Annotated in this window: 13 protein-coding genes, 1 tRNA gene and 2 pseudogenes; 9 read left to right on the top strand and 7 right to left on the bottom strand. The window is 69.7% G+C overall.

Annotation, left to right across the window (positions count from 1 at the left end; genetic code table 11):
* Positions 1-11: 11 nt before the first annotated feature.
* Positions 12-1,046: a recombinase RecA gene (recA, locus tag Tbon_RS12040; protein WP_158067929.1), complete on the bottom strand. Its 1,035-nt coding sequence runs from the start codon at positions 1,044-1,046 to the stop codon at positions 12-14.
* Positions 1,047-1,163: 117 nt separating this feature from the next.
* On the opposite strand from recA, the gene Tbon_RS12035 reads away from it, so the two are divergent.
* Together Tbon_RS12035 and Tbon_RS12030 are read left to right on the top strand one after the other, a co-directional pair.
* Positions 1,164-1,439 carry a DUF167 domain-containing protein gene (locus Tbon_RS12035; protein WP_225734622.1) on the top strand — a complete coding sequence of 92 codons (276 nt, stop codon included), beginning with the start codon at positions 1,164-1,166 and terminating at the stop codon, positions 1,437-1,439.
* A gap of 76 nt (positions 1,440-1,515) precedes the next feature.
* A complete protein-coding gene (locus Tbon_RS12030) occupies positions 1,516-2,904 on the top strand; it encodes a glycine--tRNA ligase (protein ID WP_225734621.1) in 1,389 nt (462 codons plus the stop codon).
* Between the two features lie 91 nt (positions 2,905-2,995).
* Here the strand turns inward: Tbon_RS12030 and Tbon_RS12025 are convergent, their stop codons facing one another.
* The gene (locus Tbon_RS12025; protein ID WP_158067926.1) at positions 2,996-3,292 is read right to left on the bottom strand and encodes a hypothetical protein; all 297 of its coding nucleotides are present in this window, start codon (positions 3,290-3,292) and stop codon (positions 2,996-2,998) included.
* A gap of 121 nt (positions 3,293-3,413) precedes the next feature.
* On the opposite strand from Tbon_RS12025, the gene Tbon_RS12020 reads away from it, so the two are divergent.
* Positions 3,414-4,451, top strand: coding sequence for a GNAT family N-acetyltransferase (locus tag Tbon_RS12020; RefSeq protein WP_158067925.1), 1,038 nt, complete (start codon positions 3,414-3,416; stop codon positions 4,449-4,451).
* A gap of 18 nt (positions 4,452-4,469) precedes the next feature.
* Positions 4,470-6,278: an O-antigen ligase family protein gene (locus tag Tbon_RS12015; RefSeq protein WP_158067924.1), complete on the top strand. Its 1,809-nt coding sequence runs from the start codon at positions 4,470-4,472 to the stop codon at positions 6,276-6,278.
* Between the two features lie 6 nt (positions 6,279-6,284).
* On the opposite strand, the gene Tbon_RS14310 is transcribed toward Tbon_RS12015, so the two are convergent.
* The 3 genes and pseudogenes from Tbon_RS14310 to Tbon_RS14535 form a co-directional block, all read right to left on the bottom strand.
* Positions 6,285-6,746, bottom strand: coding sequence for a hypothetical protein (locus Tbon_RS14310; protein ID WP_158067923.1), 462 nt, complete (start codon positions 6,744-6,746; stop codon positions 6,285-6,287).
* Between the two features lie 74 nt (positions 6,747-6,820).
* Positions 6,821-7,040 (bottom strand): annotated as a pseudogene (locus Tbon_RS14540) (methyl-accepting chemotaxis protein); the annotation flags it as partial.
* A 393-nt stretch (positions 7,041-7,433) separates the two neighbouring features.
* A pseudogene (locus tag Tbon_RS14535) lies at positions 7,434-7,922 on the bottom strand (protoglobin domain-containing protein); the annotation flags it as partial.
* Positions 7,923-8,113: 191 nt separating this feature from the next.
* Here Tbon_RS14535 and Tbon_RS12000 point away from each other — a divergent pair.
* Positions 8,114-9,133: a hypothetical protein gene (locus tag Tbon_RS12000; RefSeq protein ID WP_158067921.1), complete on the top strand. Its 1,020-nt coding sequence runs from the start codon at positions 8,114-8,116 to the stop codon at positions 9,131-9,133.
* 22 nt (positions 9,134-9,155) lie between these two features.
* Positions 9,156-9,232, top strand: a tRNA-Val gene (locus Tbon_RS11995).
* 29 nt (positions 9,233-9,261) lie between these two features.
* Here Tbon_RS11995 and Tbon_RS11990 read toward each other — a convergent pair.
* Complete coding sequence (locus tag Tbon_RS11990) at positions 9,262-9,885, bottom strand: CAP domain-containing protein (protein WP_158067920.1); 624 nt, start codon at positions 9,883-9,885, stop codon at positions 9,262-9,264.
* Positions 9,886-10,070: 185 nt separating this feature from the next.
* Between Tbon_RS11990 and Tbon_RS11985 the strand changes: the two genes are divergently transcribed.
* Both Tbon_RS11985 and Tbon_RS11980 read left to right on the top strand, forming a co-directional pair.
* Complete coding sequence (locus Tbon_RS11985) at positions 10,071-10,844, top strand: winged helix family transcriptional regulator (protein WP_192497963.1); 774 nt, start codon at positions 10,071-10,073, stop codon at positions 10,842-10,844.
* Between the two features lie 123 nt (positions 10,845-10,967).
* Entirely contained in the window at positions 10,968-11,453 is a 486-nt protein-coding gene (locus Tbon_RS11980) for a DinB family protein (RefSeq protein ID WP_192497962.1), read from the top strand.
* A 4-nt stretch (positions 11,454-11,457) separates the two neighbouring features.
* On the opposite strand, the gene Tbon_RS11975 is transcribed toward Tbon_RS11980, so the two are convergent.
* Positions 11,458-12,231, bottom strand: coding sequence for a GNAT family N-acetyltransferase (locus Tbon_RS11975; RefSeq protein WP_158067917.1), 774 nt, complete (start codon positions 12,229-12,231; stop codon positions 11,458-11,460).
* A 76-nt stretch (positions 12,232-12,307) separates the two neighbouring features.
* Between Tbon_RS11975 and Tbon_RS11970 the strand changes: the two genes are divergently transcribed.
* Positions 12,308-12,769: a ferredoxin-thioredoxin reductase catalytic domain-containing protein gene (locus tag Tbon_RS11970; RefSeq protein ID WP_225734620.1), complete on the top strand. Its 462-nt coding sequence runs from the start codon at positions 12,308-12,310 to the stop codon at positions 12,767-12,769.
* The last annotated feature ends 18 nt before the right edge of the window (positions 12,770-12,787 follow it).

The following is a 12,787-nucleotide window of genomic DNA, read 5'->3' as shown; positions in this document are numbered from 1 at the left end:
GGGCCGGGGAACTACTGTTCCACCAGCTGCTCACCTCGTACTTCGCGGAGTGGGAGGCCGACCTGGCGGCGGATCTCATTCTCGATCTCGGTGGCGAGCTCGGGGTTATCGTCGAGGAACTGCTTCGCGTTCTCGCGGCCCTGGCCGATGCGCAGGTCGCCGTAGCTGTAGAAGGCGCCGCTCTTGGTCAGGATGCCGTGCTCGACGCCGAGGTCGATGATGTCGCCGGTCCGGGAGATGCCGCGCGGCGGCTCGAACATGATATCGAATTCAGCCTGCCGGAAGGGCGGAGCGACCTTGTTCTTGACGATTTTGGCTTTGACCCGGCGGCCGACGATGTCGGGGCCGCGCTTAATGGAATCGACGGGGCGGATGTCGATGCGGACCGAGGCGTAGAACTTGAGCGCCCGCCCGCCGGGGGTCACTTCGGGGTTCCCGAAGACGACGCCGACCTTCTCGCGAAGCTGGTTGATGAAGATCACCGCGGTGCTGGTCCGGGCGATGGTGGCGGTCAGCTTGCGCAGGGCCTGGGACATCAGGCGGGCCTGCAGGCCGACGTGGGCATCGCCCATTTCGCCTTCGATCTCGGCGCGGGGCACGAGGGCGGCGACAGAGTCGACGACGATGACATCGACCGCATTGGAGCGGACGAGGGTTTCGCAGATTTCGAGGGCCTGCTCGCCGGTATCGGGCTGGGCAACGAGGAGGTCTTCGAGCTTGATGCCGAGGTCGCGGGCGTAGCCGGGGTCCATGGCATGCTCGACGTCGATGTAGGCGGCGGTGCCGCCCATCTTCTGCGCCTCGGCCATGACGTGCTGGGCAAGGGTGCTCTTGCCGGCCGACTCGGGGCCGAAGATTTCGGTCACGCGGCCGCGGGGGATGCCGCCGACGCCGAGCGCGATATCGAGCGCGAGAGAGCCGGAGGAGATGACTTCGGTCTGGTTCGCCTCGGCGTCGCCGAGCTTGATGATGGCGCCGCGGCCGAACTGCTTTTCAATCTGCGAGAGCGCGAGTTCGAGCGCGCGAGCGCGGTCTGCATCTGCCATGTGTGGGCCACCCGCCGGGTTCGTTCGGCGCCGGATGATACCATCGCGGAGCGCCGCCGTGGCGTACGATAGCACAGTACAAACATTTGTTCTAGGCTGCGTGCGGCAGTTCCGGGGATGGCGATGGCGAAGCTGACGGTGCGGGTGACACCGCGTGCGGGCCGCGACGACGTGGAGGGATTCGACAGCACGGGCACGCTGCGGGTGCGCGTACGGGCGGCGCCAGCCGATGGGCAGGCGAACGCGGCCGTGGCTGCCCTGCTGGCGAAGGCGCTGGGGCTGCCGGGGCGCGACGTTGCGCTGGTGCACGGCGCTGCCGCACGGGTCAAGGTGTTCGAGGTTCCGCTCAGCGAGGACGAGATTCGGGCGCGGCTCGCCGGCCCCGGCGGCTAAGGGTGAGCCGCGGTAAGGTGAATGGATGGCGGCGCGCCAGCCCGGCGCGCTGACTCCCGGACTGAGGCAGGTTCCCGTGCCAGCACCCGACCTCGAGACGATCGTCTCGCTCGCGAAGCGCCGCGGCTTCGTCTTCCCATCGGCCGAGATTTATGGCGGATTCGCCAATGCGTACGACTACGGGCCGCTCGGGGTGGAGCTCAAGCGGAATATCCGCGAGGCGTGGTGGCGCTCGATGGTGCAGGAGCGCGATGACGTGGTCGGACTGGATGCCGCGCTGATCACGAATCCGCTGGTCTGGGTGGGCAGCGGCCATGTTGCGAACTTCACCGACCCGCTGGTCGACTGCAAACGGTGCCAGCGGCGGTTCCGGGCCGACCACCTTGAAGAAGGCGCGTACGGGGAGGTGCCGAGGGACGCGAACGGCAACCCCCTCTGCCCGTACGACGGCGGCGAGCTGACCGAGCCCCGCCAGTTCAACATGATGTTCCGCACGCAGGTGGGGCCGGTGGCCGACGAGGCGAACATGGCCTACCTGCCGCCGGAGACGGCGCAGGGCATCTTCGTGAACTTCGTGAATGTGCAGCAGGCGATGCGGCGGAAGCTGCCGTTCGGTATCGCGCAGACGCGGGTGAGCTTCCGCAACGAGATCACCCCGGGCCGGTTCATCTTCCGGACGCTCGAGTTCGAGCAGATGGAGATGGAGTACTTCTGCATGCCGCCGCGGGACCGCGACAACCCGACCGAATACCTGGCGCTCCACCGGCAGTGGGTGGAGGAGCGGCTGCGCTGGTACATCGAGGTGATCGGCATTGCGCCCGAGCGGCTCCGGCTGCGGGACCACGACAGGGACGAACTCTCGCACTACAGCGCGGCCACAACGGACATCGAGTACCTCTTCCCGTGGGGCTGGGGCGAACTCGAAGGGATCGCTGCGCGGACCGATTTCGACCTGAGTTCCCACGCGAAGCTGAGCGGCCAGCCGCTCACGTACTTCGATGAGGAGACGGGCCAGCACGTTGTCCCCTGGGTGATCGAGCCGGCAGCGGGGCTGACGCGCACGCTCGCGGTGGTGCTGCTGGACGCCTACAGCGAGGAGCCGGACGAAAAGGGCGAGAAGCGGGTGGTCCTGAAGTTCAAGCCCCGGCTTGCGCCCATTAAGGTCGCCGTGCTGCCGCTGTCGAAGAACGACGCTCTTCGGCCGACGGCCCGGCGGGTCTACGACATGCTCCGGCCGCTCTGGATGACCCAGTACGATGAGACACAGAGCATCGGGCGGCGGTACCGGCGGCAGGATGAGATCGGGACGCCCTGCTGCGTGACGATCGACTTCCAGACCGTGGGCGAAGACGGCCAGCCGGGTGACGACTGCGTCACCATTCGCGACCGGGACACGCAGGAGCAGGTGCGCGTGCCGATCAGCGGGCTGGTGGCCGCGCTCGAGGAGCGGGTCCCGCGCTGTTAGCCTGCTGCGGGCTCCTGGGGCAGCGGCAGAACGCCCGGCAGAAGGTCTTCCGCCGGGCGTTGTTCGCGGCGCGGCTTGCGGCCGAGCGGCGTCAGCTCTTGCGGACGCCGGCGCGCCGGCAGGCTTCGCCGTACTCGGCGAGGGCGCGCACGACGGGGTCGTTGGCGGCGAGGTCGCGCGGCCCGAAGTGATGGGTCAGGGCCTCGTAAACGTGGCGGCTCGCAATCTCCTGGCCGGCCTCATCATGCTCGCGGCAGCGCTGGCCGTACTCCGAGATGGCGCGGACGATCGGCTGGTGAGCGGCCAGGTCGAGCGGCCCGTAGTGGTGCGTCAGGGCCTCGTAGAGGTGAGCGGATGCCTGCTTGACAGCTTCCTCTGGGTCGGTCACGACGTTGCTCCTCATGCGAACTCTGCCTCCATGCAGATTTAATGCAATCGTAACATGTACGAAACACGTGCGAAACAGCGCAGGGTAAAGGCGAGGCGCCCGTCCTGTTACAGTTCGGCGGATGCCCGGCCACACCCAGGTCCGCCCCCTGCTCGATGCCGACGTGCCGGCGTGTGCGACGCTGCTCGCCGCCCGCCACCGTGCCGACCGCTCGCGTCTCCCGGTCCTTGAAGCGGCGCTGGAGGACCCGGCGGCGGCTGGCGAGGCGCTCGGGGCCATCTGCCGCGGGCCTTTTGCGGAGGGGGTGGTCGCAGTCCGGGATGGGCGCGTCGTCGGCGTCTGCGCGGCGAACCGGGTGTTCATCGCCCCGACGGACTTCGCCGCGCAGTTTGTGCCGCCGCGCTCGGCCGTGGTGCCGGTGCTGGGGTACGCGGTTGCGCCGGGCGAAAGCGCCACCGACATCTACCGGTTGCTGTACGCCGCGCTGGCCGGCCGCTGGGTTCGCGACGGGCTGCTCGTGCACCGCGTCGAGGTGGTGCCGGGCGACCGGGAGACCGAAGAGGCGTGGGTGAACCTCGGATTCGGGCGGACCATGACTGCGGCCACCCGGCTGACCGGGGCTGCGGTCGAAGGGCGGCCAGCGGCAGGCATACGGGTCGACCGGGCGACGCCGGAAGATATCGCGGCGGTGCGGCAGCTCAGCCTCGAGCTGATGGAGCACCACCGGAGTTCGCCGATGTTCTGGCCGTCGATACCGGAGACGGAGCCCGCGATGGAGCGGTTCCTGCAGGCATCGCTGGCCAGCGAAACGCCGACCTTCCTCGCGTGGGCGGGCGGGCAGGCGGTGGGAATGCAGTCGTTCCTGGTCCCGGGGTTCACCCCGCCGAATGTGCGGGCCGACCAGCGGCTCTACCTGTTCGAAGGCGTGGTGGCGCGGGCGGCGCGCGGCGGCGGCGTGGGAACGGCGCTGCTGCAGGCATCGATGGCGTGGGCAGCGGCAAACGGGCACGACCTGTGCACGCTTCACTGGGCCTCGGGCAACTATTCGGGGGCGCCGTTCTGGCTGGGGCACGGCTTCGTGCCGGTGCAGCACACCATGGAGCGGCGCGTCGATGAGCGGGCGCTCTGGGCGCGGGGTGAACCGGGCCATACCGGATAACGGTCGTACCATGACCGTGTGAGCGTTCGACGAACAGCGCCGGCCGACTGGCTGCTGGCCGGCGCAATGGCGACGGCGCTGGCCGGCGTCCCCGCAGTGTTCTGGCCGGCACTCTACGATGACTTTACCCTGCCGAAGCAGGCGCTGCTCGCCGCGAGCGGCGGGCTGACAGCAGCGGCCGTGCTCTGGGGCGGCTGGCGGCGGACCATGCCCGGATGGCTCCAGGGCGTGCTCGGCGGATGGCTGGCGGTCGTGGTCGCAGCTGCCGCCGCAGGGCTCGACTGGCGGGGGAGCGTGTTCGGCTACTACCAGTACCGGCAGGGCATCGTGACGCAGTTTGCCTGTGCGGGGCTCTTCGCCGGGGGCTGGGCGCTGGCGGCATCCGGCCGCTGGCGGGTTTTCGGCGCAGGATTCGCCGGGCTTGCAGCCGCGTTCGCCTACACGGCGGTCCAGGCGGCCGGGAAGGACCCGTTCGACTGGTGGATCGACACCTCGGACCGGGCGATCGGGACGATCGGCAACGCCAACGAGCTCGCGGCGTTTGCGGTTATCTCGATGGGCCTCGTGGCCTTTGTGCCCGCACGGCGGTTCGCGGCCGGTGCGGCGGCAACCTGGGCGGCAGCGCTCTTCATCGTGCTCGAAGCAGAGAGCCGGTCGGGACTGGCCGCGGTGCTGGTGTTTTTCGTGCTCGTCCCCGTGGCCCGGTGGATTGCGGGCGAGCCGGGGCGGCCCCTGCTGCGGGCTGCGCCAGTCATCGGCCTTGCGCTCGGGGCGGTGACGGTCGCGTCGCTGGCCGCGGGCGGGCTCGAGGGCACCGCCGCGCGGGTTTCGGGGCAGGCCACCCGGGCGGAGACCGGCGGCTCGACGCGTCTGGCCCTGTGGGAGGGCACGCTCCACGTCATTGCGGCCCGGCCGGTGCTCGGGACGGGGCCCGACGGCCTCCACCTCGGCTTTCCGCGCTGGCGGCCGGCCCACCTGGGCGGCGCCTACGAGGAGTATGACCTCGTCGCGCAGAGCTCCCACAACTCCGTGCTAGACACGGCAGCAAACACCGGCCTTGTTGGGCTGGCGCTCCTCGTCGCGCTGGTCGGCGGATGTGCGGCGGCGTCAATCCGGGCAGTTCGCCGCGCCCGGGGCAGACCGGGCCCTGACTGGCCGTATGCGTGGGCGGCGATGGCAGCCTACGGCGCGCTGACCCTGCTCAACCCAATTTCGCTGGCCGCGCATGCGCTGTTCTTTGCGATGCTGGGCGCCATGGGAGCGGCAGCGATGGCCCGGCCAGTGCAGCCGCGGCCGGGCTCCTGGGGATTGCTCGCCGGGATGCCAGCGGCAGCGGCAGGGGTCGTCATCGCGGTCGCCCTGCCGACCGCCGACCTCCGCGCACAGGCGGGGTGGGATGCGTTTGCGGGCGGCGAGTTTTCCCGCGCAGCGGAGCGGTACCAGGCGGCGGGGCGGATCAATCCGTTCGAGCGGGACTACGCCAGGCGGGAGACCGTCGCCCTGGTAGCCGCTGCATCGGTCGACCCGGGACGGCTGCCTGAGGCGGAGGCGGCACTGCGGCGGTTCGACCGGCGGTTCGGGTTCGAGGCGGGCGACGCCTTCAACCTGGCTGCGGTGCTCATCGGGATGGGACGTTCGCCCGAGGAGGTGACGCCGGTCATCACAAGAGCGATCAGGCTGAACCCAAACGGGGCCGCGACGGCCTGGTACACGCGGCAGCTGATGGAGGCGCTGCACGTTGGGGGCGTCCTGGTGTTCGACGAGACTGACCGGTGGACGTACGTCGTGCCGTTGCCGGAGATGCCAGAGCACCAGGAGCCCGACTGAGCAGCCTCACTCCGCGACCCGGTAAGTTCGCCCGTCGGAATCGTGGGCGAGGGCGCCAAAGCGGGCAAGGAAGGCCCCCATGTCGCGGGTGATTTCGTTGAGGCGAGCGGCGAGGCTCGACAGTTCGCCGATCTGGGCGGTCACTTCTTCGACGCTGGCAGAGACCTGCTCGCTCGCGGCGGCGGATTCTTCGGCGACTGCAGAAACAGCGGTGATGGCCCCGACGGCGTCCTCGCTGCGAGATCGCATTTCGAGAGCGAGGCCCGCGAGGCGCTCGGCGATGCGAGCCACATCCTGCACCTGACCGGCGAGATTCTCGACGCCTTGCTGCATCCCGTCAGCTGCGGCGGCGATGCGCTCAATCTCGGAGTTCACATCGGTGGCAGATTCGACGATACGCGCGAGGGCGCTCCCCGCCTCCGTGGCCCGAGCTGCACCGACTTCGACATCGCGGACGGATGCCTCCATGGCACGGACGGCCTGCCCAGTGCCGTTTTACACGGCCGAAATCAGGCCGGCGATCTCCTTGGTTGCGACCGCGGTCCGCTCAGCGAGGGAGCGGACGTTCTCGGCGACGACGGCGAAGCCGCGGCCCTGTTCGCCCGCGCGGGCGGCCTCGATGGCGGCGTTGAGGGCGAGGAGGTTGGTCTGGCTGGCGATGTCCTGGATTACCTGGACGATGGCGCCGATCTCCGAGCCCCGGCGACCGAGCTCTTCGACCTCGCGTGCGGTGCTGCGCACAGCATCGCGGATCGCGTCCATGGCCTCTACGGTCTGCTGGACCGCGGCCATCCCGTCGCGAGCAGCCGCGAGGGAGCCGGCGCCTTTTTCGGCTGCTGCGCGGGCGGACCCGGAGACGTTCTGGAGCGCAGCGCAAACGGCACCGGCGGCGGCCTGCGCGAGCTCGAGTCGTTCGGCCTGGGAGCTGGCACCAGCTGCGAGCTCATTGATTGAGCTAGCGAGCGACCGCATCGTGTTGCTGAGCCCGGTGAGGGAAGCCGACTGGTCCGTGGCGCCACGGGCAACCTCTTGGGTGGCGTTCGCGATCTCGCGGGCTGCGGCGTCGACCTGGGAGGCGGCGTCGCCCATCGTGGTGGCCGAGGTGGACACGAGCTTGGAGGTATCGACGAGGCGAGCGAGGACGCCCTCGGAGATGTACGTCTCGACTGCGAGTGAGGCATCGAGGAGGAAGACTTTGAGGAAGGCAAGGAACGTATCGAGGAGCTTCTGCCCTTTGAGTTTCTTTGCGAGCTCGTCGAGGACGATGGCGCTATAGACGGCGTAGTTGCCGACGTTCCAGCGGGGCTCGACGTTCAGGATGGCGTGGGTGCGCCCGACGCGAAGGCGGTGTTCGAAGTAGTCGTCGTCGAATTTTGCGTCGAGCAGCTTCAGAAAATAAGCCCGCTGGGTGGCTTCGAGGCGGGCGCGGGAGGAGTTCGATTCCTGGACCTTACGGACGAAATCCGGGAAGGCGAAGGAGTGGTCATAGAAGCGGCGGACGATCTCGTCGGCGCGGGCACGAAGGAAGGGGGCAGCTTCCCGGATGAGGGCGGCGTCGCGGTCGGTGAGTTGAAGCCAGCGCAGGCGAAGTGCGCGGTCAGAGGGCGTCAGGGCGAGGGTCTCAACGAGGCTGGCTTCGGGCATCTCGGGACTCCTTTCGTACTCCGGGCAACGACTGCCAAGAGCATCGCCCACGGCACCATCCGCGGCGACGGGCGAATCCCTAACTAGTGCATCGGGGAGAGGACTAGGCGCGGGGGGAATTTTCCTTATTTTTCAAACATATGGCATATAGCGTTGGTCGCGGGTAGCGACGAGCCTGCGATACTGGCCCGGTGCTGCTCATCCTCGACGGAAACAACCTCGCCTGGGCCGGGTTCCACGCATTGCGCCGCCCGATGCAGGCGGATACACCAGAGCGCAAGACGCGCGCTGCGCTGCTGGGGCTGACGCAGGCGGTCTTCGGGGCAGTGGTCCGTGGGGGGGAGCCACCCGACGGGCAGCCGGCAGGGCAGGGTCGGCTCGGAGAGACGCGAACCGGGCTAACGGGCGTTACCATCGCGTTCGACCAGGGGCGGCCGGTCCGCCGGCGCCTGATCTACCCGGCGTACCAGACAGGGCGGGAGACGGACCCGGCCTTTACCGAAAACGAGCCACACGTGCTGGCCGCGATTTCGGCGTTCATCGAGCTGGCGGCGATGCTGCCCATCGAGGTGCTGCGGGGCGAGAACACCGAAGCGGACGACCTGATTGCCGCCCGCGCGCTGGCGGAGGATGGACCGGTCCGGATCGTTTCCACGGACCGCGATTTCCTTCAGCTCGTCGACGAACGGCTCTCCATCTACCCGCCGGTGAAGAAGGTCGTCATCACGGCAGAGAACTTCGCGGAGCATGCAGCTCCGCGGGATGCGGCGGGGACGCCGGCGGCGTTTCCGCGGGAGCGGTACCTGGACTACCGGGCGGCAAGCGGCGACGCATCCGACGACCTGCCAGGCATCCCCGGCGTGGGGACGCTCACGGCGGCGCGGCTCCTTGCTGCCGCCCCGCTGGACGCCTACTTCGAGGACCCAGGCCTGGCCTCCGGGGTGCTCGGGCGCCGGAACGCAAAACTTGAGGCTGCCCTGGCGAGCGGCGAGGCGCAGGCCATTGCAGCGCGGAACCGGGCGCTGATGGACCTGCGGGCGGCAGCCGCCGGCTTCCCGTCGCTGGAGGGATTCCGGCGGGTCGGCCGATGGGACGCTGCCGGCTTTCGTGCGTGGCTGGAGGAGCAGCGGACGTTCGGGGTGGAGCGCGAGGCTACGGCCGCGGCTTTCGAACGGCTCGCGGAGGCGACCGAAGCGGCGGGCGGACGGTAGACTGGGAGCTGCGCAGGCACGTGGGCGATTAGCTCAGCTGGTCAGAGCGTCTCGCTTACACCGAGAAGGTCGGGGGTTCGAGCCCCTCATCGCCCACCACGCGTCGCCCGGCGGACGGGGGCAGCGGGTCAGTCCGCGAAGATGGTGACGTAGAGCCAGACCCGGCCGGAGCGGACGGCCGCGATGCCGACGCGCGAGAAGCGCGGTTCCAGGATGTTGGCGCGGTGGCCGGGGCTGCCCATCAGGCCCTGGAACGCGGCCTGGACGGTCTTCGCCTCAGCGTAGTTGTTCCGCGCGAGGTTTTCGCCGGCGAGCCCGTAGCGGATACCGCGGGCGGCCAGTTCGGAGAAGGCGCTGCGGCCGTCAGGTCCGTAGTGATCGAAGTAGCCGTGCTCGATGAGGTCGCGGGCGCGGGCGAGCGCCACGGCGGCGAGGTCGGGGTCCCAGGTGAGCGGTGCGAGGCCGGCGTCGGCGCGGGCGGCGTTCATGGCAGCGAGCAGCTCGACCGCGCGGTCCTGCACCGAGACAAACTCGCGGGGCTGGGAGACGGCGGCCGGGAGCGCGGCGACGGGCTCGGGAGCGCTCGCGGCCGGCACGGGCGTCGGCGGCGGCGACGGCTCGGCGGCGGGGGCGAGCGGCGTGGCGCGGGCCTCGGCGACTGCGTCGGGCGGGGCCGGCCGCTCCGCCGGGGGTGTCAGCTCCGTGACAGACGGGGAGCCGGCAGCGGGGAGCGCGGCCTCCTCTGCCGACATTTGGGGTGCGGGGTTTTCCGTTTCGGCTGCCGCATTGAGGCGCAGCGACACGAGACCGAGCGCCGAGCAGAGGGCTGCGCAACCGAGGAGTACCGGGAAGGGCGACAGGCTCCGCATACCGGTACTTTCGGCTGCCGCCCTGCGGTGAAACATCGGGGAAGGCACCGATGGGGAGGGAGTCTGCGATGCGCGACCTGCGGATACGTGATACCGCGGAGCTGCCGCCGCCCGTCGGGTTGCGCGTGGCCGTCGTTTCGCAGGGGCTCGACCGGGCCTGCGACCGCGCGCGGGAGCTGGAGGCGAGCGGCTACCGGGTTGCCGCCTTCGGGGACCCGGCCGCCGCCGCAGCGGCGTTCGAGCGGGCCGAGCCCGACGCCGTTGTCGTCGACCTTGGCAGGGAGGTCGGCTTCCCGTCCGAGGCGATTGCCCGGCTGCGGCGGGCGACCGGGGTGCCGATCATCGCGGTCGGGTGCGCGGGCACCACTGCCGAGATGCTGCGGTGCTTCGAGGCGGGGGCCGACGAATACTGCCGGCCGCCGTGCAGCACGGACGAAATCGACCTGCGGCTGCGGGCGCTGCTGCGGCGCATCGAGATGACGGCGGGCAGAGAGGTGCGGCCCAACGGGTCGACGCCGGGGCGGGTGCGCGTGGGAGCGATCGAGATCGACCCGGCGTCGCAGACGGTCTGGAAGGATGGGCGCGAGGTGCCGCTTTCGCCGACGGAGTACCGGCTGCTCTGGACGCTGGCCGAGCACGCCGGTGAAGTGGTGCCTTCGAAGGCGCTCATTGCGCGCGTCTGGGGGAACCAGTACACCGGCGAGACGCACTACCTGCGGCTGTACATCCGCTACCTGCGCCAGAAGCTGGAAGATGACCCGAGCCAGCCCCGGTACATTGTGAACCGGTGGGGCGCCGGCTACGCGCTGGAGGAGCCAGAACCGGCGGCGATGGCGGTCTGAGCGGGGGTGGCGGCCGGAGCCCCGGGGCGAGGCATGGCGTAGAATCGCCTCCACCAACCCGACAACGCTGGAGGACCGATGCCCCGGACAGCTCATGAAATCCTGCGCACTTCGCTGAGGTCGATGCATGACCTGCTCGACAAGGCGGTCGAGGGGATGACCGCCGAGCAGCTGAACTTCCGCCCGCAGGAGGGCGGCGTCAGCGCGTTCTTCAGCCTCTGGCACTACGTACGGACCGAAGACAACATCATCAACTGGGTGGCCCAGCAGAAGCCGACCGTGTGGCTGGAGGGCAACTACCACGAATATTTCGGCCTGCCCCGCACCAGCCAGGGCACCGGCATGACGGCCGACGAGGCGAACGCCGTCCGGATCTCCGACGTTGCGAAGTGGCACGAGTATCAGCAGAAGGTCTGGGAAGCGACGGACCGGTACCTCGCCAGCATGTCACCCGAGGAGTTCGACGAGCGGAAAGTCACGATTAAGCCGCTCGGGGAGATGTCGCTCTGGGACGGTATCTACGGCGTGTGCCTGAGCCACGGGTACCGCCATGTGGGCGAGATTGAGTATGTCCGGGGCGTGCAGGGGCTCGGCGGGCTGACGATCTGAGCGGTCAGCTCAGCGGGCCGTCGCAGCCCATGACGATGGTGGCGCCGATAGTTTGGAACCCGAGCCGCTCGTAGAGCGGCACGGCTGCCAGCGTCGAGGCGAGGGCGGCAGCGGCTGCCCCTTCGGACCGGACCAGCGCAAGGGCGCGGAGGGTCATCTCCGTGCCCAGCCCGCGCCGGCGGAAGGCAGGGTGGACGTAGAGGCTGTGGAGGGTCGCGAGGTCGCCGTGGAGCATGGCGGCGATGCGTGCGACCGGCCGGCCCTCGAGGAAGCCTGTCAGCAGACGAACGGCCGGGGCGTCGCGCGCGGCGGCGATGATGGACGCGAGCAGGGGGTCATCCTCGAACTCGAGCGTGTCGATCGCGCAGAAGTCCTGGACGTCGCGGTCATCGGCGACAGGCCGAACGTCGAGCTCGCCGGGCAACGGCGCGGGCCAAACACGCTCGAGGAGCATCACGGGCTGGCGCTCGCGGAAGCGGAGGCCGAGGGTCATCGCGGCGGCCATGAGGTCGGACGGCGCATCGGCCGGCAGGTCGACGCGGAAGTTGAGGCCGCGGGCGGCGAACCATGCTGCGACCTCGCGCAGCGCGGGCATAGCAGGGCCGGCGACCGCCGTCGGGAGCGCGACATTTGCGCTCGAGACGCCGAGCCCGGCGTCGATGCAGGTGAAGCCCGCGACTTCGGCGACCTCGCTGAGCGTCGGGTGCCGCCCGAGCGCCAGGGTGGCCTCGCGCATGGCGGCGGCGATGCGGGGAACGAGGGGATGAGCCCGGGGCATGGCCGCATGGTACGCGGAACGAGCAGGGTTCGCCCGCGGGCCGGATAATCAGGGTAACAGCTAAGGAGGAGCGCCGTTGGACAGGCCGAGCCAGGCTTCGATCGACAAGATGTGGGCGTACGCGCGGAAGTACGCGGAGAAGTCGGGGACCCACTTCCACCCAGACCCGTACATCACTGAAGGGGTGATCCTGGGGCTGGCGGCCAACCTGGACGAGTACGGCCGGCCGCTCTGCCCGTGCAATTTCTATCCCTCCAAGGATGAGAACGGAAACTGGCCGGAGGGGCTGTACCTGCCGAAGGACGAGGAGGTGAAGCGGCGGACCTGGATCTGCGCATGCGACGAGATGCAGATCTACAAGTACTGCCACTGTCTCCTGTTCGTGACCGAGGAGGGCCTGCCGATCACCGAGTACCTGCCCGAGGGCCACGAAGGGCGGGAGATTTACGGCCTGGTGAAAGACCCAACGCCCGATAAGGGCCGGGCCCTAGGCAGGGTGCTGGAGCGGCAGCGGGCGGAAGGCGGGCACGCCGAGTAGCGCGCCCGCCCGCCAGCG

The organism is Tepidiforma bonchosmolovskayae (genome assembly GCF_008838325.1).
Taxonomy (GTDB): Bacteria; Chloroflexota; Dehalococcoidia; order Tepidiformales; family Tepidiformaceae; genus Tepidiforma; species Tepidiforma bonchosmolovskayae.
This window is presented reverse-complemented; position numbering and strand designations above follow the sequence as displayed.